General features: G+C 42.4%; 19 protein-coding genes. 7 read left to right on the top strand and 12 right to left on the bottom strand.

Annotated elements, in window-relative coordinates; translation table 11 throughout:
- The first annotated feature begins 136 nt into the window (after positions 1-136).
- From AB4232_RS12860 to AB4232_RS12850, 3 genes are read left to right on the top strand one after another with little or no spacing between them, the layout of a single operon-like run.
- Entirely contained in the window at positions 137-1,237 is a 1,101-nt protein-coding gene (locus AB4232_RS12860) for a glycosyltransferase (protein WP_372087265.1), read from the top strand.
- Complete coding sequence (locus AB4232_RS12855; protein WP_372087264.1) at positions 1,234-2,421, top strand: glycosyltransferase family 2 protein; 1,188 nt, start codon at positions 1,234-1,236, stop codon at positions 2,419-2,421. The genes AB4232_RS12860 and AB4232_RS12855 overlap by 4 nt, the downstream gene beginning before the upstream one ends.
- Positions 2,422-2,430: 9 nt before the next feature.
- Positions 2,431-3,090, top strand: coding sequence for a sugar transferase (locus AB4232_RS12850; RefSeq protein WP_372087263.1), 660 nt, complete (start codon positions 2,431-2,433; stop codon positions 3,088-3,090).
- A gap of 148 nt (positions 3,091-3,238) precedes the next feature.
- On the opposite strand, the gene AB4232_RS12845 is transcribed toward AB4232_RS12850, so the two are convergent.
- Positions 3,239-4,921: a methyl-accepting chemotaxis protein gene (locus AB4232_RS12845; protein WP_372087262.1), complete on the bottom strand. Its 1,683-nt coding sequence runs from the start codon at positions 4,919-4,921 to the stop codon at positions 3,239-3,241.
- A 233-nt stretch (positions 4,922-5,154) separates the two neighbouring features.
- Here AB4232_RS12845 and AB4232_RS12840 point away from each other — a divergent pair, with 233 nt between their 5' ends.
- The 4 genes from AB4232_RS12840 to AB4232_RS12825 all read left to right on the top strand — a co-directional run bounded on the left by AB4232_RS12840 (position 5,155) and on the right by AB4232_RS12825 (position 11,908).
- Complete coding sequence (locus tag AB4232_RS12840) at positions 5,155-6,033, top strand: LysR family transcriptional regulator (RefSeq protein ID WP_102582853.1); 879 nt, start codon at positions 5,155-5,157, stop codon at positions 6,031-6,033.
- A gap of 100 nt (positions 6,034-6,133) precedes the next feature.
- On the top strand, positions 6,134-7,267 hold the full coding sequence (locus tag AB4232_RS12835; protein ID WP_372087261.1) for an efflux RND transporter periplasmic adaptor subunit: 1,134 nt from the start codon (positions 6,134-6,136) through the stop codon (positions 7,265-7,267).
- 10 nt (positions 7,268-7,277) lie between these two features.
- Entirely contained in the window at positions 7,278-10,397 is a 3,120-nt protein-coding gene (locus AB4232_RS12830) for an efflux RND transporter permease subunit (protein WP_372087266.1), read from the top strand.
- Between the two features lie 2 nt (positions 10,398-10,399).
- Complete coding sequence (locus AB4232_RS12825; protein WP_372087260.1) at positions 10,400-11,908, top strand: efflux transporter outer membrane subunit; 1,509 nt, start codon at positions 10,400-10,402, stop codon at positions 11,906-11,908.
- 127 nt (positions 11,909-12,035) lie between these two features.
- Here the strand turns inward: AB4232_RS12825 and AB4232_RS12820 are convergent, their stop codons facing one another.
- From AB4232_RS12820 to AB4232_RS12770, 11 genes are all read right to left on the bottom strand, one after another.
- Positions 12,036-12,332: a hypothetical protein gene (locus AB4232_RS12820; RefSeq protein WP_372087259.1), complete on the bottom strand. Its 297-nt coding sequence runs from the start codon at positions 12,330-12,332 to the stop codon at positions 12,036-12,038.
- 452 nt (positions 12,333-12,784) lie between these two features.
- Complete coding sequence (locus AB4232_RS12815) at positions 12,785-13,066, bottom strand: hypothetical protein (RefSeq protein ID WP_009846780.1); 282 nt, start codon at positions 13,064-13,066, stop codon at positions 12,785-12,787.
- 60 nt (positions 13,067-13,126) lie between these two features.
- The gene (locus AB4232_RS12810) at positions 13,127-13,459 is read right to left on the bottom strand and encodes a hypothetical protein (RefSeq protein WP_372087258.1); all 333 of its coding nucleotides are present in this window, start codon (positions 13,457-13,459) and stop codon (positions 13,127-13,129) included.
- 109 nt (positions 13,460-13,568) lie between these two features.
- On the bottom strand, positions 13,569-14,021 hold the full coding sequence (locus tag AB4232_RS12805; protein WP_135443012.1) for a hypothetical protein: 453 nt from the start codon (positions 14,019-14,021) through the stop codon (positions 13,569-13,571).
- Between the two features lie 184 nt (positions 14,022-14,205).
- A complete protein-coding gene (locus AB4232_RS12800; protein WP_135382573.1) occupies positions 14,206-14,754 on the bottom strand; it encodes a GNAT family N-acetyltransferase in 549 nt (182 codons plus the stop codon).
- A gap of 201 nt (positions 14,755-14,955) precedes the next feature.
- A complete protein-coding gene (locus AB4232_RS12795) occupies positions 14,956-15,453 on the bottom strand; it encodes a DUF2867 domain-containing protein (RefSeq protein WP_372087257.1) in 498 nt (165 codons plus the stop codon).
- A 214-nt stretch (positions 15,454-15,667) separates the two neighbouring features.
- Entirely contained in the window at positions 15,668-16,342 is a 675-nt protein-coding gene (locus AB4232_RS12790; RefSeq protein WP_372087256.1) for an HAD family hydrolase, read from the bottom strand.
- Positions 16,343-16,490: 148 nt separating this feature from the next.
- Positions 16,491-16,829, bottom strand: coding sequence for a hypothetical protein (locus tag AB4232_RS12785; RefSeq protein ID WP_102580039.1), 339 nt, complete (start codon positions 16,827-16,829; stop codon positions 16,491-16,493).
- 103 nt (positions 16,830-16,932) lie between these two features.
- A complete protein-coding gene (locus AB4232_RS12780; RefSeq protein WP_372087255.1) occupies positions 16,933-17,742 on the bottom strand; it encodes a class I SAM-dependent methyltransferase in 810 nt (269 codons plus the stop codon).
- Positions 17,743-18,049: 307 nt separating this feature from the next.
- On the bottom strand, positions 18,050-18,307 hold the full coding sequence (locus AB4232_RS12775; RefSeq protein ID WP_017093519.1) for a hypothetical protein: 258 nt from the start codon (positions 18,305-18,307) through the stop codon (positions 18,050-18,052).
- A gap of 212 nt (positions 18,308-18,519) precedes the next feature.
- Complete coding sequence (locus AB4232_RS12770) at positions 18,520-19,032, bottom strand: GIY-YIG nuclease family protein (protein ID WP_371728733.1); 513 nt, start codon at positions 19,030-19,032, stop codon at positions 18,520-18,522.
- Between the last annotated feature and the right edge of the window lie 107 nt (positions 19,033-19,139).

Raw genomic sequence — 19,139 nt, 5'->3', positions numbered from 1 at the left:
AAGCGCATGAAATATAATGGTTATTTAATTGGCACAACTCCTGCAGTCTCATTGTGAAGCTAAACGTTTTAAAGAAGTAACTTCAAGACAAATGTCAGAAAGGCGAAACAAGAATTATAAAGGCAGGGTCCAAATTATGAATACGCATTTAACGAAGCACGGTAAAAAGATCATACACGTTGTTCAACACCTCGCTCCCGGCGGATTAGAAACCCTAACGTTAGATTTGCTGCGCCTTACTAAACCAACAGACCAAGTGTTGATTGTCAGTTTAGAAGGGACAAAAGAAGACTCGATCAACAACTGGCATAAATTAAAGCAGTATCAAAATCAAATCGTCTTTTTGGACAAAGCACCAGGCGTACAACTCAGTATCATCATCAAATTGATGAAAGCATTTAACGGTATTCGACCTGATGTTGTTCACACGCATCACATAGGCCCACTGCTCTACGCGGGTTACGCTGCCCGTGTAACTGGGGTTCCTACTCGAATTCATACCGAGCATGATGCTTGGCATTTGAAAAATAACAAACGTCGTCGCTTACAAGCCCTTGCATTGAAAGCGGCTCAACCAACGTTAGTGGCCGATGCAACACGCGTTTACAATCAGTTACGTTGTGCGTTTTCATACAAAAACATCATCACGATTAAAAACGGCGTAGATTGCGAGAAGTTTAAACCGATGTCAAAAGCAGACGCGAGAGCAAAGCACAACCTACCAACCGACAAATACATCATTGGTTGTGCGGGGCGTTTAGAGCACGTGAAAGGTCAAGACCAGCTGATTAAGGCACTTGCTCTACTGCCATCAAACACCGTTGTCGCACTGGCGGGTGATGGTTCGCAACGCAAGCAACTAGAGCAACTGGCTAACCGCTTGAACCTTAATAACCGTGTAATCTTCCTAGGTCTCGTTGAAGACATGACCACCTTTTACGGCGCGTTAGACACCTTCTGCCTACCTTCACGTCATGAAGGGTTACCGCTTTCAACTCTTGAGGCTCAAGCATGTAACATCCGTACCGTCGCGATGAATGTCGGTGCGGTTGACGAAACCTTATGTCCCATCAGCAGTTCCCTCGTCAAAAGTGGCAGCATTGCCGGATTAGCCAGCGCGCTATTAGAAAAACAAAATGAACGCTTTCTGTCTCCTCGTCGTTATGTGCTCGACAACTTCGATATCATCAAAATGGTTTCGTCTTACAACGACATCTCAGAAGGAGCATACGCATGATCGATTGGTTACTTGCGGGACTTTGTCTGTTTTCAGGTGCGTTAATTATCTATCATCACGCTGCCTATCCTTTACTACTACGCTGGTATGCCAAAAGCCACCCAGCACGTCAAATTGAAGAGAGCCATCGTTGTTACAAAGATGAACAGCAAGATTGTACGTTACCAACCATCACCATTCTTGTACCGGCATTTAACGAAGAGCAATGGATCGCTGACAAGATCCGTAACCTTGCTTCACTCGATTACCCAAAAAAGAAGTTACAAGTGATTATTGCTTGTGATGGTTGTTCTGATGACACGGTCGAAATTGCTCAAATGACGATCCAAGAAGCGATGTGCAGTGATGTTCATTTTGAGATACATGACCATCAATTAAACCGAGGTAAAGTCACGGTTATAAATGAGGAAGTGACAGGCATAACCAGTGATATTACAGCGATGAGTGATGTGTCAGCCCTTATTTCATTGGATGCACTGCTTATTGCCGCCGCTCACTTTGAAAGTGACAAGGTTGGCGTGGTAAACGCAACGTATCAGCTTTTCCAAACAGGTAACGAAGGTGAAAATACCTATTGGCAGTATCAAACCGCCGTTAAAGAGTCAGAAGCTTCATTAGGTTCGAGCTTAGGTTCTCATGGCGCTTTCTACTTGTTTAGAACACACCTGTTCGAACTGCTTCCACTCAACACTATTAATGATGATTTCATCCTACCGATGCGAATCGTTAAACAAGGTTACATCGCAGAATACGAAACACAAATGGTCGCACTGGAACTAGAAGGATCAAATTTAGAAACAGAGTTCAAAAGAAGACTTCGTATTTCAGCGGGTAACATGCAACAAGCGATTCGATTGTTTGGCTTGTTCAGCCCGAAGTTCAAAGGCATCGCGTTTGCGTTCTTCTCAGGAAAAGGACTGCGTCTACTCACTCCATATTTAATGATTGTGTGCTTGGTGTGCTCAATCTTACTTAACAACTACTTGGTATTTGAAGTGTTGTTATGGGCTCAAGTTGCCGTTTATACCATTGGCGTACTTGGCTGCATCTTGCCAAAGCGTCTCGTAAATAAACCTATTTCATTAATCTCTTATTTGATAGTTGGACACTATGCCAACTTCATTGGTGGCATTCGTTACCTAATCGGGCTAGAAAACTCACCTTGGACACGAGCGAATCATTAAGGACTTATTATGATGAACATTGAACAGCTATCTACCCAAAACTTATACCAATACAAAATCTCTCGTGCTAAACGTACTTTCGATTTCGTAAGTTCACTGATTGCTTTGATTTTGCTAGCGCCCGTATTTCCATTGATTGCGATGGCTATTGTACTCACTTCTCGTGGCCCGATTTTCTACCGTCAACTGCGTGTTGGTAAATCGACACCGGAGAAAATGGAAATCTTTGAGATCATGAAATTCCGTAGTATGTACGAAGATGCAGAAACGCGTTCTGGTGCTGTTTGGGCTACGGCAAACGACCCACGAATTACACCCGTTGGCCGATTTTTGAGAAAGATGCGTCTTGATGAGTTGCCACAACTGATCAATGTATTGAAAGGCGAGATGTCTCTAATTGGTCCACGCCCTGAACGCCCTACTTTTTACACCAAACTAGAGAACGAAATCCCTTACTTTGCTGACCGTACATACGGCGTAATGCCTGGTATTACGGGGCTTGCACAAGTAAATCAAGGTTATGATACCTGTATTGATGATGTACGTCGTAAAGTGGGCTTTGACCACAGTTATGCACTGAGTCTGTGCTCTATGAAATCTTGGATTGTGGCTGATCTCAGCATCATTTCTAAAACAATCATAGTAATGGTCGATGGACGTGGACAATAAGTGAGATGTGTTCGCGGTGATGGATGTTTTTTTATAGTCTACTTAAGGATATGTAACTCTTGACGCTTGATAGAAAGTGGCGACCAAATTGCTTAACAATTGGTCGCCACTTTTAATTTATATTGGAGTGTTTATGCTTATTTAGTATCTAAAGCTTAAATTGACCAACAAGTTGGCTTAATTGCCCACCAGCCTGTTTAAGTTCATCCACAGCGGTACTTGATGTTTCACTCGATATCAGCAGTGAACTTACAATGTCACGTATAGTCACCAAGTTACGGTTTATTTCTTCCGTTACTGAGCTTTGCTCTGTTGCCGCAGTTGCTATATGGTCGGTCATTGCATTGATTGAGGCTACAGCGGTGCTAACATCATTTAAACCCGCTGATATATCATTTGATGAAGTCACAACATCCTGACAAGTATTACTACTTTCACCCATCGAAGAAACCGCTTGTTCAACCAACTTATGAAGTTCATCAAGCATGGTCTTAATCTCTAGCGTACTACCTTGAGTTCTACTTGCAAGGTTACGTACTTCGTCTGCTACTACAGCAAAGCCTCGACCTTGCTCACCTGCTCGTGCGGCTTCGATCGCTGCGTTTAGTGCTAGTAAGTTAGTTTGTTCTGCAATCTCGCCAATAACCTGTAACACACCATCTATCTTTTTAGACTGGTCGTGGAGTGAATTCATGTGTTGACTTGTGGTCACTACATTCTGTTCTAACGAGCCAATAGATTGTGTCGACTTTTGCACAAGGTTTTGAGCATTATGAGCGTCATTGTTAGCTTCATTCGTTGCACTAGCCACTTGATGAGCACTTTGTGCCACTTCGTTTGCTGTACTACTCATCTCAGTAACCGCTGTCACCACCTGCTCTGTCTCGTGGTTGTGCTCTTGAAGTTGATTACTTAGGTGAACCGTTTGGCTACTTATTTGGTCAGTGGCCGTCGTAACATTATTTGTAGCTTTCGAAACATCAGTAATAATATTGTGGAGCTTGCCGACAAACTGGTTAAATGCTTTACCTAATTGTCCAATTTCATCTGTACCCGACACATTAATTCGATGGGTAAGATCACCTTCACCATTCGCAATGTCGATAAAGGTATTAAGCATGTCTTTGATTGGGGCAATCATGCGTGAAGCAACATAAGACATGATCAGACAAGTTAGGGCTACTAATGCAAGTGCAGTAATGACAATTGTTGAAATTTGCGTTTCCATACGCTCACTGGCTTCTTGACGGTAAACCTCTGTAGCCTTAGCAATGTCATCAATATACAGACCCGTACCTAAGAACCAACCCGTTCCCGAAATAGGAGCAGCGTAAGCAATTTTTGGTTGAGGGACAGACGATCCAGGTTTGTCGTAAATGTATTCAATGAAACCACCACCTCTTGTCGCCTGTTCATGTAGGCGAACCGTGATTTTGATGCCATTCGGATCTTTTAAACTGCCGCCATCTTTACCTTCAAGTTGAGGCTTTAGACTGTGAACAATGTAGTGATCATTTTCGTCGAACACAAAGAAGTATCCGCTGCCATTAGAAAAACGCGCTTCTTTTAACGCGAATCTAACCGCTTCTTGCGCTTCTTGATCTGTACCAAAACGTCGAACTACATCTTCAACTACAGATTGAGCGATAGTAGCTGCATCTTCAATATTGTTCTTACGTTCATCGGTTAAGACCGTTTGGTAATCTTGAATTTCATATTCAAGAGCCGATAGTTGGGAGTTAATAACAATGACTAGAGTCACAATCGCAACCAACATCGCTGGTACAATTGCAGACAAAAGCATCTTCATTTTCATAGATAAATTATACATAAGTAGTCTCAAACATTATATTCGCGAAGATATTACATCATGCATACTTTTAAATAAACGCCGTACTTATTGATTGTATCGATGAGGTGATTTCGTTTTTCATTAAGTCACCTGAGTACATATGTCTCATACACACCAATAGGTTATTAATTATTCGTTGTTTTTTCGATTTTATGTACTATTTGATATACGATAACTGTTGTCATCCAATACCCAAATTCGAAACCAACCCTATGAAAATCGAAGATCTTAAGTTGTTCACCACCGTTGTCGAACTGGGTAGTTTTACTGCCGCCGCTAATGCTCTTGACCTTCCGCGAGCTAACGTTAGCCGTAGAATTAACGACCTTGAGAAGTCTCTCGGCATTCAACTGTTCTTTAGAACCACACGAAGCCTCTCCTTAACCAAATCTGGCGAGCTCTATTACAAAGAACTACTCAATGCATTGAGTGCGCTCGACAAAGCAAACCATGTCGCTTCCAACCTGTCGGAGATTGCACACGGACAAATTAAGATCGGTCTATTGCCAGAAACCAGCGATATCATGCAGTCGACTCTGTTTAAATTCCAAGATATGTATCCTAAGGTTGAGCTTGATATTCGCAACATTAGTAACGGCTTTGTCGACATGTACCGTCAAGGGTTAGACCTCGCTATGCATGGTGGTACGTTGAGCGACGCAAACGTGGTTGCCCGTAAAGTGATGGTTCTTCAACGTATTTTTGTCGCAAGCCCTGAATTTATTGAGAAACAAGGCAAGCCTTCAAGCCTAAGAGAGCTCACTAATTACCCATTTGTTTGCTTCAGGTGGCCAAGTGGGGACATCGATAAAGAATGGGACATCAAAGATCACACCATCAAAGTAGAACCTTCGGTCGTTAGTGACAGCATTGGCTTTGTTAAAGGCGGTGTTATTCGACATAGAGGTATCGCATTGTTACCAGAACTTTTGGTGCGACATCAACTCAAAGACGGTAGCTTGATTAACCTATTCCCCGACGACAATCTTCAAAAAGAAGAAGCATGGTTGCTCTACCCTCAGCGTAAAGCGTTAAGCCATTCAGCGCAGCTTTTGATTGATTTTCTATTACAAGAACTTCCAAAACTCTAACCATTGTAATGATTATTGTGACAGTGTTTCACGAGCAGGCTAGATTATCCTAACGAAATAGAAAGATAGAATCGCTTCATAAATTCAAGAGGAGCAATCCATGAAGCCTATCTTTCAACATTCATCTATTTTTCAACGTTCGTCTACTTCTCAACAGACACCTATATTCAAATATACAGTCATTGCACTAAGCTTAACCGCCCTGTTTGGCTGTAATGACTCAGAGGCGACTGCGCCTCAAAAACAAGCTCGACCAATTCAAGTGATTCAACTTGAGCCTCTTTCACATACGGCTGAAAAGTCTTTTACTGGCAAGATACAATCATCGGAAACGGCTGGCGTTGCGTTTCGTGTGCCTGGCACTATTCAAAATATGATGGTCTCTGTTGGTGATTCAGTAAAAAAAGGGCAACCCCTTGCGCAGTTAGACCCTCATGACTATCAAGTCGCGTTAGAAGAGTTACAAGCACGAGCCCTTGAAGCTAAATCTGCACACAAATTGGCGACATCCGAACTTGTACGCGTAAAACAAGCCATCGCTGATAATGCGATTGCCGATGTTAACCTAGACCGTGCTATTAGCGGGTACGAGCGAAGTGAAGCGGCGGTTAAAGTCGTAGAACAGAATATACGCCGTGCGAAAGATTCGATTCGTTATACCCAATTGCTCGCCCCTTTCGATGGTGTGGTTGCGGCATCCAATTTTGACCAGTACGAACAAGTAATGCCGGGCATCTCGGTGTTCACAATCCACAATCCAGATAAACTTGAAGTTAAAATTCAAGTACCTGAAAATTTGATTCATGAGTTCAAACCAAATCAAAGTTCTGTCATAGATTGGTATGGTTCAGAGACTAAACTAATTGGTTATGCCGCTGAAATTTCGACGTCACCTCACCCTATCAAGCAGACCTATGCGGTTACTTACCATGTCGACTCCACTGACAAATCGGTATTGCCTGGAAAAGCGGTCACATTGACGACTCAACTTGGAGAATCTAGCAGTAATTTCTGTTTGCCCTATTCTGCGTTAGTCAACCAAACGGGTATCGAGCAAGTATTCACTGTTAAAAATGAACAAGCTCATGGCGTGACTGTGGATGTGATTTCTATGTCCAAAAACACTGTGTGTGTTGAATCGACGCTCAATGATGGCGACTTCGTGGTCGTGAGTGGCGCGCAATACGTGGTGGAAGGACAGTACTTCTCCAATATTCAAGTTAAAAGCCTGTAGGTGAACCATGATGAATCTAGCTGATTTTGCAATCAAACAACGCACCTTCATCCTGTTTTTCACTGCACTGAGTGTCATCGCAGGCCTGTTTTCTTATTTTGAGCTTGGAAAACTTGAAGACCCAAGCTTCACCATAAAGACGGCCGTCGTTGTAACGCTCTACCCTGGCGCTTCTGCGGAAGAAGTGGAACAACAAGTCACCGATATCGTCGAAACCAAACTCCAAGAAATGGCGACACTTAATCGGCTTCGATCTTTATCGCGCCCCGGCATGTCGATGGTATTTGTCGACCTAAAAGAGTCTCTTAATTCAAAAGCACTTCCTCAAGAGTGGGACTTATTACGCCGTAAAGTGTCTGATATGAAGTTATTGCTACCTTCAACTGCACAGATCAGTGTCGTACAAGACGAATTCTCTGAAGTCTACGGCATGCTTTTCTCTATCCACAGTAAAGATGCATCGCCAGCTGAACTAAGACGTTACGCAGAAGAGCTCCAACGCAGAATTAAAACCGTCGATGGTATTAAGAAGATTGAACTGCATGGTGTTCAACCACGCGTTGTTCATATCGATATCCCCGATGAAAGGTTGGCGCAATACGGCCTATCTATCACACAAGTTTGGTCGCAGTTGAATACGCAAAACATGACGTTTGATGCGGGTAAGTTTTCAGTAGGTACTGAGCGAATCCGAGTTCAACAGTCGAGTGAGTTCAGTTCGTTAGACGACATCAAAAACCTGATGATCAAAGGCGGCGTGAGTGAATTGGGAACCAGTTTAATTCGCTTAGGCGATATCGCTGACATCACAATGGGTTACCAAGAGCCAATGATGACAGAAAACCGCTACAACGGTGTACCTGCAGTCACATTAGCGATGAGCCCAGTCACCGGTATTAACGTGGTATCACTTGGCGATGAAATCAATCAGATCGTCAACGATTTTCAAACAACCTTACCACTAGGTGTTGATATTGCGACAGTTGCTAACCAACCTGAAGAAGTTCAGAAATCGATCGACAACTTCGTAAGCAACTTATTAGAAAGTGTCGCGATTGTCTTTATCGTCTTGTCGGTATTCATGGGATTAAAAAGTGCAACCATCGTCGGTTCGAGCCTCCTGCTGACTATCTTGTTGACGCTTATCTACATGAACATGACTTCGATTGACTTACACCGAGTCTCGCTAGGTACCTTCATTCTTGCCCTCGGCATGTTGGTAGATAACGCTATTGTCATCACCGACATGATGATTGTGAAAATCAACAAAGGCATCGACCGCACTAAAGCCGCGATTGACTCTGTTAAAGAGACCGCAACACCACTCTTTGGTGCGACTGTTATCGCTATCATGGGTGCGAGCCCTGTAATCTTTTCTAAAACCGATGCTGCTGAGTTCGCAAGCTCGGTATTCCTTATCATCGCGTCGTCATTGTTACTGTCTTGGCTAGTTGCGATGACCTTCACAGCTTTGATGTGTTGGTTCTTCATCAAGCCAACTAAGCAAGCTGATAACACCAAAGTCAGCTTATACCGTAAGAGTGTCGACTGGACTGTCGATAATCCGCTTAAAGCATTGAGCACTTTGGTTCCGTTGATATTAGTGACTGCATTAGCTATCCCGAACATTGCCGTTAACTTTATTCCACAAGCCGACCGACCGATCCTATTTCTAGATTACTGGCTGCCGAACGGTGCCAAGGTTGAACAAACCTCAGAAGACATGAAGCGAATCGAACGATGGTTGTTGGAACAGCCGGAAGTCGAAAGTATTTCAACCTATGTTGGCGCAGGTGCTCCTCGCTTCTCAGTGACTATAGAGCCAGAACCGTTCGATCCGGCCTATGGTCAGATTTTGATTAACGCGACCGATTTTCCGTCACTAAGCCCATTGATCGCACGCGGTGATAAATGGTTAATGGAAGAGTTTCCGAACGCAGACCCTCGCTTTAGAAGCTTAAAATTGGCGACGGCGGATAAATTCAGCGTTGAAGCACGTTTCTCAGGCCCTGATGCCGAGATCTTACATGGCTTATCAGAGCAAGCAAAAGCAATCTTCGCAGAACACCCAGACACCAAGTACGTTCGTGACGACTGGCGACAGAAAAGTAAAGTATTTGAGCCTGTCATCAACCAAGAAAAGATGCGCACTGCAGGTATAAACCGCGCGGATATTGCGTTCGCGATGAAGCGAGCTTCAGAAGGTATGCCCTTGGGTCGTATGAACTTAAACGATGAACTGGTAACAATTCAACTGCGAGGCACAAAGAGTTCGATTCAGTCATTGGAAACGTTGCCCGTTCGATCTCTGTTGGGCATCCACAGTGTTCCACTTGGCCAAGTTGTCGATGGATTTGAATTAAGCAGCGAAGAAACCATGATTTGGCGCCGTGACCGTGTAAAAACCATCACAGCACAAGCAGGTGTCGGTCGTTACACCACACCAGCAGCGGTGAGGAACTCAATTAAAGATCAAATTGAAGCGATTCATTTTCCTGATGGTTATAGCCTTGAATGGGGTGGCGAATATTACGACGAGCACAAAGCCGTCAGCGATATTCTTAAACAGCTACCTAAAGCAATCTTGTTAATGATCATCATCTTGGTGGCGATGTTTAACGGATTCAAACAACCAGTGATTATCTTCACTACCCTACCGCTAGCAGCGACGGGTGCCACATTCAGCTTATTGCTATTGGATAAACCATTCGGATTTATGGCATTGATAGGCGCCGTAACCTTAACAGGTATGATCATCAAAAACGGCATTGTATTGATGGACCAAATAGAACTTGAACGTAAGAACGGGCGCTCACTATCTGACGCCATCAAAGAAGCAACCGTGAACCGCACAATGGCGATTTCAATGGGGGCACTTACTACAGCACTTGGCATGATCCCGTTGTTAAGCGACCTACTGTTTGACCAGATGGCGGCAACCATTATCGGTGGCTTAGCTGCAGCAACCGTGCTGTCTCTGTTTGTGATGCCTGCGCTGTACAAGCTTTTCTATCGAACTGAAGAAAAAAAGACAGTAGCAAAAGCAATCAAAGACGCCGTGATTGTGCTTGATGCAACACCTCAGCCTTCAAACAGCGGCAATACAACTTCATTCAACAAGGAGCAATAAACATGCGTCCACTAACTAAGTTTAAAGTCGCTCCTATAGCGCTCGCCTTGTTATTGACAGGTTGCGCGGTTGGTCCAGATTACGAAGAACCTCAAACGACCATGGCAGAGACCTTCTTGTATAGCCAAGGTGATGTGAGCCAAGACGGCGTGAGCCAAAACGAACAGCACAATAATTGGTGGACACAGTTCAATGATCCCACGCTCAATCAGTTAGTGGCTGATGTTAAAAACCAGAACATTCCACTTAAACTGGCCGCTGAGCGAATCAACATGGCTAACTCATATAAAAGCGTTGTGGAGTCGTTCAAAGTTCCGACCATTAACGTCGGCGGTGGTTATTACAACTACCAACTGAGTGAGAACGACTCCCTACTTGGCCCGGTATTTGGTGCCTCTGATGCGGTTGAGTCAGCAACGGGCATGTCGTTACTTGAAGCCCAGCACGATGGTGGGTTCTTAGGTGCGAGCATCGCGTGGGAAATGGACTTGTTTGGACGTATCGACAAACAATCCAACGCAGCGACGATTCGAATTGAACAAGCCGAGATATTCCAATCAGGCTTGAACACCTTGATCACTGCCGATGTCATTCACAACTACCTGCAATATCGTGGCGCGCAAGAGCGAAAAATGATCGCACTAGAGAACATAGCCGACCAAAAGCAGACTTTAGAATTGGTCACCAAAGTGGTTCGCAGCGGCTACGGGTCTGAGTTAGATCTTGCTCAAGCCAAAGCCATGCTTGCGGCGACTGAATCTATTGTTCCTCAACTTGAAATAGCAGAGCAAGTTCACAAACAACGCATGGCAGTTCTGTTAGGCGAATCACTCACGAGCGTAAACCAACGTTTAGTCGGTGAATTCACTCTTCCGCGAATGAACGATGTAATTCCGACAGGCTTACCTTCTGACTTATTAGAACAACGCCCAGATATCCGAATCGCAGAACGCGAAATGGCAGCCATTAACGAAGAACTTGGTGCAAGCATTGCTAATCGCTATCCAAAGCTCTTCCTAACGGGTACGCCCGGTGTGACGGCTGGTAGCTTTGATGATCTGTTCAGTAGCGACTCATTCGGTTGGGCGGCATCTGCCGGTATCAGTTGGAATGTATTCGATGGTGGCCAAGGCGAAGCCATGGTGGAAATGAACGAAGCAAGGTTCCGTTCTGCAGCGCTTAACTACCAACACTCGGTCGACAACGCCTTTGCAGAAGTCGATTCAAGCTTGTTTGCCTATGGCCGTAGCCAAGAGAACCAAAAGCGCATCGATGAAGCCACCCTTGCCGTCGATAATGCGGTGAGTAAAGCAAAGTCGCTATACAAAGCGGGGCTAGTCGATTACTTGTCAGTGTTAGACGCACAAAGACAACAAAAAGCGATGCAAGATCGCCAAGTGGCTGCCAAGCTGCAAACCGCCAACACCACGATTGCGGTGTATAAAGCCTTAGGTGGAGATTGGAAAGTGGCAAACGAAACGCGGAGTGTCGAATTAGCTCACGTTAACTAGTCTTTCTGCTCTATGTTCTGTGGTGAATGATGTAATAAACGTAATAAAAAATACCGCCGTTGATTACGGCGGTATTTTTATGAATTCGTTAACTGGCTAATGAGCTGACCAACAAGATAACAAGTGACTAGGACTTAGATTCATCGTTGCTATCTGTGTCTACGGTTTTGATCAAAGGGCCTGCGCACTCGACAAAATCACCAATATCGAAAGTCTCAGGCGCATCGGCTCCACCCGTCACCCCAAAACTACCAGTAACCGTTGGATCCTTATCAGTCTTATCTACGTCTAAAATGATCTCTACTTTATAAGTGTGACCGTCAGGAAGGAGTTTGGCACACTCTTCGAGTGTCGAAGCGTTAGCTCCCACGCTAAGACCGAATAAACACACCGCAAGTACACTACTTGTCATTTTCAACATCATAAAACCTCTCTAAGACTATAGAAACACCATACCAACAATCGAAAAATCTTCACGATAAACGTTGAGAAGTGAGTTCATAGTAACAAGGCCAACTAGCCCCAACCATGGGGAGCGCTTTCGCTATCATCGTACTCAGTATGACAAACCGAGCACTTGAAGTAGCTAATTTTAGATTCTGATTTATGTGAACCCAACAACACACCGAATACAATATTTAGAATTCGCGACTTTAAGCTGTTCTTCTCTTGCTGTTTTAACTTCACTTCGGACGCGCTTAACCTGATGTGTGACGTTTCCTTATTGCAGTTTCCACATCGTAATACAGTGTCATTTTCTTGCATTTCCCTATTCCTTTAAGCACGTATATAGACAGTTTCGTTATAACCTAAGTTCGCTGACTGAATTAGGTTCCAAACCGACATTAATAAGTAAACGCTTAGATTCAAAGCAAACTAAAGAACCGTAACGCCTTCAACTTCAATCACTGAGTTAACATTCGCTCGCTCGATTATTTTGAGTAACGTTGTCTGGATTAACTCATTATCTCGAATTTCTGTTTCGCAAGAGAAACGCTCCTCTTGAACACCATCGCTCTCACCCAACATAAATTGAACCGAAACTTCCGTTGCGAGATCTTTTGTCGTTCCGTAATACGCTAGCGTGATTTTTGGGTATCCGTTGTCGCCTTTTTTAACCTGCTTTGCGATGCGTTTTTTAGCTTTATCTAAATTCATAAAACTTCCTTTTAAGGCTGAAACTAAAAATGAACAAACGTCTGGCATATCGTAGTTTTACTATAAAGCATTACCACATCCACTACATGATTTTATGGATGATAATCCTCTTTTTTTTACGTTAGTTTTTCCACAAGAAACACAAAATTTCAGTGAGTGGATATTGTAAATAGACGTCAAGATAACCAGCGGAACCCAGACCAATAATTCTGACCCATTACCACCTGAGCTATAGATAAAACCTATCGAGAAGATACCAAAAACAACAGACTGCAAAGTCCACAATGTTTGTTTGTACTTCGCACCTTTGATAATAAAAAACGTAAAAAGGCCAATTGAGCTACTGATAAGCCCATAAACCACAAAACCTATAAAGGCTTCTTGTTGATTCATAAGTCTCCCTGTCAACCTCACGTTTACGGTCCGAGCAACGCCACTGCCCAAAACCATATGACCTTAAACATTAGTCAAACTTTAGACGAAAAGTGCCAAGCCTCGTAAATCACTTTTGAGTTATCTGTTCGTTAGCAGCTTTCAAGGCCGTATTTAAACCGTCTGTATCCTTACAACCAATGTAAACATGCTTTCCATTGCTTAAGCTTAACTTCAGCGCTGAACCTATCGATATATTATACAACCAACCATCGCTCAACATGCGGATGCCAATACCTTGATACCACTTGCTTTGATAAAACGATGTCTCCGTTATGTCTGACACTTCTACATTCTTACGCCAAAAACCAAAACCGAAATACCAGCTCAACACATTGCCTTTGACCTCAATTGTCATGGAGAAAAAGAGCAAAGCAATTAACCCGTTGATGGCGTGAGCGATGAATGTTCCGGAGTTATTATCAGACGTAATGACAATGAAAGCACTTATCGAAACAAGGATGAGCAATAACCCCTTGTTGTATTCCTTACTATAAAACACAGTTATATCTCCTATGGACAACGAACAACCAATTACCTAGCCAACAGCTATCTTACTGCGGCCTTTCTAAATAATCGTGGCAAGTAATGAAAGTAGATTCCCCAAAACCAAGTAGCATTACCTTGATACGACCTAACCAAAGTATCAAAGCAGAATAACCTTGTTCATGTTCTAAGCCTTGTTTATAAAGCACATCGAATCTACATTAGCTACTTGGTAATGCCTTGGCCCATTCGGATCGCAGAACAGCCAGAACTACGGTATCCCACCACCGTCCTTTGAAAAAACGATGCTCTCTAAAGTGCGCTTCTTTACGCATACCTAAAGACTTACAAAGCTTAATGGCAGGTAAATTCTTACTGATTGTCTCCGCATAAATGCGGTGTACACCCAATGTTGAAAAACCAAAATCAGCCAAAGCGAGAGCCGCTTCATTGCTTAACTTATGACCTTGATGCGATCTTGAAAACGCACACCCCATTGAAGCTTGCTGATTGTCTTCTAAACGCAAACAAACAGTACCAATGAACTGCCCTGTGCTCTTATATTCAACTGCGAGTTGATATGATTTCCTTGGTTCTTCAGACGCCTGGGCTATAAACAAGTTGGTTAACTCTTTATATTTAATAGGATCACAGTCACTTTCATCATAGAAACGCTGATATTTAGCATCTTGAGACATCGCTACGAAGGCATCTTCATCGCTAGGATTCATATCCCTAATAATCAGTCTCTTTGTCTCAATTTTAAACATCGAACGTTCCTTTTCATCTTTGTAAGCTAACGCCCAATAACGTAACCAAACACACTCAAATCTACCATCTAAATCACTAAAGCAAAGCCGAACTGCAACGGCCAAGTGTTAACTGTCGGCTTAAATTACTAGCTATATTTCTTGATTTATAGCTTTCACCTGCCCAATTAAAGTATCGTATTCATACTCAATCCCGATTTGTTATGCCTGTTCTAACCCTTTCAGGGAGCTTGGTACTATTATTTTATGAAATGGTGTAACGAAGAACATATAGATCTTACCAAACACATTGTTCACATGAACCACGGTATTTGCGTGAACAATCGCGGTTTCTCCTTCAGGCTCAATAAGAAAAGAAACTCGGACATTAAGATGTTTATCACAGTCTTCTAATACAACTTCATTCTCAGTTGAACTGACCAGTGTAAAAATACCGACTCGTTCGCCTACTACATATTCTGAACCTAATTTATCTCGGGATACATCTTGTAGACCACCCAAATTTTTTAAACCGAGTTTCGATACAACCCAGTTTCTCGTAGACATCAGAAATGCAATCCAAGTCGGTGTTTGAGTTGCTATTTCAAGAAATAATTCAATAGCAGTTTGGTTGTTGTATTTTATTTTTTTCGAAAAGCTATCACAGAAATATGAATTTTTGGAATACTCGCTCAATAGTGACTTCTTGGGTATAGACATAAACTCTCCTTGATGATGAAAAGTCGACAATGCGCCATAGCGACTAATATGGACTCCCCCTCCTGAGGAACTGCCACACTTAAGTGGGATTACACCGGAGGTAACATGTCTGATGATTCTTACTTCAGCGGTATCACTCTAACTGAAAAACACTTTAGCCTTCATGCCGCAGACCAACATGGTAAGGCAATACTTAGAAGTCAGTTACTCGATCTTAATTACTAATCCCATACTCGTTTTTTATACGGGGCAATTCCTCATATGTACTGATTGCTTTAACTGCACCGCTTAGATCATTTTTACCATTAAAGCTATGCTTAACAGCAATGACGTCACAGCCACTAGATTTACCAGCACGAATACCCGCTGTGGAATCTTCAAACACAATTGTTTGGCCAGGTGAAGCCGCTAATCTACCAAGAGCTAAAGTATAGGCTTCAGGATCCGGTTTATGCTTAGTTACATGCTCCTGTGTGATAACAAGGTCAAAAGCATTCTCTAGCTGCAACGAGGTTAAAATATTATCAACCATCCATGTTGCTGCTGAACTAACAACTCCACACTTTTTCCCTGCTAGTTTTAACTGTTCTATGTAAGCCTTAGCCCCAACATTTAGCTCAAGACCATCATTGAGCATCTCTTCGTAATGAGCTCGAAAATGGTAATTAAACTCTTCTAAGTCAGGAGCAATATTAGCATTTTCAAAAAAGTGCCCCGTTACAACCTGCCAACTTTCCCCCATAACATCTTTGTAAATGTTGTGGTCTACGTGTGCGCCATAATCTAAACAAGCTAATGCCAACGCTTTGCCCTTTAAAGGCTCTGAATTTACTAATGTTCCGTCCATATCGAACAGATAAACTTCGTAATCTTTCAATTCACTCTCCATGTTAGATTCTTCAAGCTCGTATAAGCCTAGTTAACCAGTGAAAAAAACAATGCAACCAAACTAATATGACTACCTTACCCACAAAAGCCGACCATTACAAAAGTGCCGAGCGTTTTGGAATCCAGTTAAACAATCTATTAGGTGATGGCTACGATAGTAGGCAATAAAGTAGTGGCAACAAACTAGCGAGCAATAAGCTGTGCCCAACAGACGTACTCTCTAATTTTGTCACAATGGTTGATTTAGCAGACTCGTTTTCAATTAACGAACTAGCAGAAACGCCAGCCATGTTACTAGGGTCACTATATCCGACCTTATGACCGGAAAAAGACAAAAGTGAACCCAGAGCAAGAAGAATTAGCATTGAATAGAACGCATAATCACTAGAAAATGCTAGTTTCAAATAGCCTGTGAAATACTCGAAAGTAACCACAACTAGCAGTGCTAATAAATTTGATAGCACTATCAACCTTACGAATTTAAACATATTCCCTCTGATACCAATAGAACAGCTAACGTCCCAATAAACTGTGAGTGAACGTGTGCCATAATGAAGCGAAACGGAATCGGCACACGCTTATGAATCCGACTTAACTGCTTTGTGAACTGGCTTTTCTAGCGATCACTAAACCATGATTACTTGATCCCAAAAGGCTTACTTCATCGCAATTTACCAAATGATAATCTAACCATGTCTGATATTGGGATGGCGTAAAGTTATTAACACCGTTAGATATGTAACGTCCAAATCCATCTGTTGCTGCGTGTCCAATTACATTAAACCCATTTTTGTTTACAAGATTTTCAATTTCACTAGGCGTTGCGAAATACCCGACCTTGAAAAAACTATCGGCTTTAGCGTTTGATACAGTGCCATGTTTATTTAACTCTAAAAGCACCTCCGGTGTGACTAGCTCTGGAAATTGTTGGGCAAACATACCAGCGACAAAGAAACGTGAAATATAAGCTATGGCTAGTACACCATTCGGCTTTAAAATCCTTAGTGCTTCATTAACCGCAAGCTCTCTTTCATGCAGAGTTTTTAGGTGGTACAAGGGCCCAAGAATTACACAAACGTCTTGAGAACTACTTTCGATAAATGACACATCACAAGCATTACCCTCAAACACTTTTAACTCAATACCTTCAGATTTTACTTTAGTATTTAAAATCTTCACTTGGTCAGGCGCAAGTTCTACTGCTGTAACATCACAACCTAATTTTGCAAAATGTAAGGAATAGCGCCCCGTTGCTGCTCCTAACTCACATACTGATTTCCCTTTAAGTAAATAAGGTGTGAGTTTATGTATCGTAGTATCAAACTCTAACTGAGCAATATATTGCCGAGTTAGCCTTTCATCTTCGTTTGCACCCGTATATTGGGCTATCAATTCTTCCATTGTTCACATCCCCTTTGCCAGTGAGCACCCAATTAAGTAGCTGACAACGCTACCACCACACAGTCGACTTAAATTTGTTATTAGAACGATACTTAAAGGTATCGCCCTAACTAAAAACCGCTTTAGTCTTTATGCCGTAGACCCAGATGTTAAAGTTATACTTCAGAAGTCAGTAACTCGCTATAAACTACTGACTACAATAGCAAATATGCAACTCATACGTATAGGCGTTGAAGCGAGTAGCGAAAATAGCTAACTGGTCTATAAAATTGCTATCGCTTGTTATAAGCGAACTAGCTTGACCGTATTACTTATTTTTATTGTTCAGCCCAGACTCTAGTGCTGCTGCCTTAGTTTTAGCTGACTCTTCATAAGCATTAAATACATCGCTATTTTTACGACCGCTAAAGTGCAGAAAACTATGAATAATAAGCATAAAGAAGGATATCAACACAACAAATATGGGCGCTAAACCGAACCCATCAATGTTCATTGATAAAAGACCTATTACAAAAAACACACTCGATATAAGTGCAACCGATTTACTGCGAGATGATGAGCCCATAAGTAACCCGCTTTACATAACTAAAGAAAGAATAATACTTAGAACCTTTTACGCATACTTTGAAATACTTAACAAATGCAATAGCTTATAAAGAAAAGTTAAAGCGTGAACAACGCAATACCGAAGCTGCCACATTCCACCCTAAACACTAAATTCAACGCATAGTGAAAATGCCACGCGTTGCGAATCCATCTTGAACAGTTTGTTAGCCATCAATTCTTTACTTCGTTCAAGATTTCCTCTAGATAAGTTCTAATAGCTTTTGGTTGTGGTTGTTCTTTTTGAAGGACTGAATATGCATCTTTAAAACTTTCCCTCTTTCGATTTAAAGGAGGATCAGAAATTAAGATGGCTAGAGCTTCAAATGTATCAATATAAGTTTCAGGACTAATCTGACGTTTTCCCGGTATTGTAACCCCGCCATCAATCTTTTTGGGAGCTGAAACACTATAAAATGAAAACATATCCCACCGACCAGCCAAGCGATCTGTTAAGTGATCTCTTAGTCTTTTACCTATACTAGTTTTAAATGCCTTACCTACATAGATTGTTTTAAAATCGTTATGTAGTACGTAAATTCCTTTAGCGTCCCAAAAGTCTATTTCTTTCTTAGAATTATCCTCGAACTTAACATCTCCTAGTAGCTGACCACAGTTCCCAGCCCCTCGGCTACCCCAATCAATTATCTCTGGGTTCCAAAATGTTCCATATGCCTTGATTAACATTTAATTCTCCTTGTTACATTGTTGGCTAACGAATGACATGGATTCCCCCTACCGAGGATCTGCCACACTTATGTGGTACTAAATTGCACCGGAGGCACCATGTATGA

Source organism: Vibrio sp. 10N.286.46.A8 (assembly GCF_041470165.1).
GTDB lineage: Bacteria > Pseudomonadota > Gammaproteobacteria > Enterobacterales > Vibrionaceae > Vibrio > Vibrio tasmaniensis_A.
The sequence above is the reverse complement of the archived record's forward strand: the minus strand, read 5'-3'. Positions and strand labels throughout refer to the sequence as shown.

What these genes read in the sequence shown, in the direction of transcription:
- AB4232_RS12770 (WP_371728733.1), bottom strand. Translation starts at nt 19,032, where the DNA reads ATGTTAATCAAGGCATATGGAACATTTTGGAACCCAGAGATAATTGAT.
- AB4232_RS12860 (WP_372087265.1), top strand. Translation starts at nt 137, where the DNA reads ATGAATACGCATTTAACGAAGCACGGTAAAAAGATCATACACGTTGTT.
- AB4232_RS12855 (WP_372087264.1), top strand. Translation starts at nt 1,234, where the DNA reads ATGATCGATTGGTTACTTGCGGGACTTTGTCTGTTTTCAGGTGCGTTA.
- AB4232_RS12775 (WP_017093519.1), bottom strand. Translation starts at nt 18,307, where the DNA reads ATGGGCTCATCATCTCGCAGTAAATCGGTTGCACTTATATCGAGTGTG.
- AB4232_RS12820 (WP_372087259.1), bottom strand. Translation starts at nt 12,332, where the DNA reads ATGATGTTGAAAATGACAAGTAGTGTACTTGCGGTGTGTTTATTCGGT.
- AB4232_RS12825 (WP_372087260.1), top strand. Translation starts at nt 10,400, where the DNA reads ATGCGTCCACTAACTAAGTTTAAAGTCGCTCCTATAGCGCTCGCCTTG.
- AB4232_RS12835 (WP_372087261.1), top strand. Translation starts at nt 6,134, where the DNA reads ATGAAGCCTATCTTTCAACATTCATCTATTTTTCAACGTTCGTCTACT.
- AB4232_RS12785 (WP_102580039.1), bottom strand. Translation starts at nt 16,829, where the DNA reads ATGTTTAAATTCGTAAGGTTGATAGTGCTATCAAATTTATTAGCACTG.
- AB4232_RS12800 (WP_135382573.1), bottom strand. Translation starts at nt 14,754, where the DNA reads ATGTTTAAAATTGAGACAAAGAGACTGATTATTAGGGATATGAATCCT.
- AB4232_RS12840 (WP_102582853.1), top strand. Translation starts at nt 5,155, where the DNA reads ATGAAAATCGAAGATCTTAAGTTGTTCACCACCGTTGTCGAACTGGGT.
- AB4232_RS12845 (WP_372087262.1), bottom strand. Translation starts at nt 4,921, where the DNA reads ATGTATAATTTATCTATGAAAATGAAGATGCTTTTGTCTGCAATTGTA.
- AB4232_RS12815 (WP_009846780.1), bottom strand. Translation starts at nt 13,066, where the DNA reads ATGAATTTAGATAAAGCTAAAAAACGCATCGCAAAGCAGGTTAAAAAA.
- AB4232_RS12780 (WP_372087255.1), bottom strand. Translation starts at nt 17,742, where the DNA reads ATGGAAGAATTGATAGCCCAATATACGGGTGCAAACGAAGATGAAAGG.
- AB4232_RS12850 (WP_372087263.1), top strand. Translation starts at nt 2,431, where the DNA reads ATGATGAACATTGAACAGCTATCTACCCAAAACTTATACCAATACAAA.
- AB4232_RS12790 (WP_372087256.1), bottom strand. Translation starts at nt 16,342, where the DNA reads ATGGAGAGTGAATTGAAAGATTACGAAGTTTATCTGTTCGATATGGAC.
- AB4232_RS12810 (WP_372087258.1), bottom strand. Translation starts at nt 13,459, where the DNA reads ATGAATCAACAAGAAGCCTTTATAGGTTTTGTGGTTTATGGGCTTATC.
- AB4232_RS12795 (WP_372087257.1), bottom strand. Translation starts at nt 15,453, where the DNA reads ATGTCTATACCCAAGAAGTCACTATTGAGCGAGTATTCCAAAAATTCA.
- AB4232_RS12830 (WP_372087266.1), top strand. Translation starts at nt 7,278, where the DNA reads ATGAATCTAGCTGATTTTGCAATCAAACAACGCACCTTCATCCTGTTT.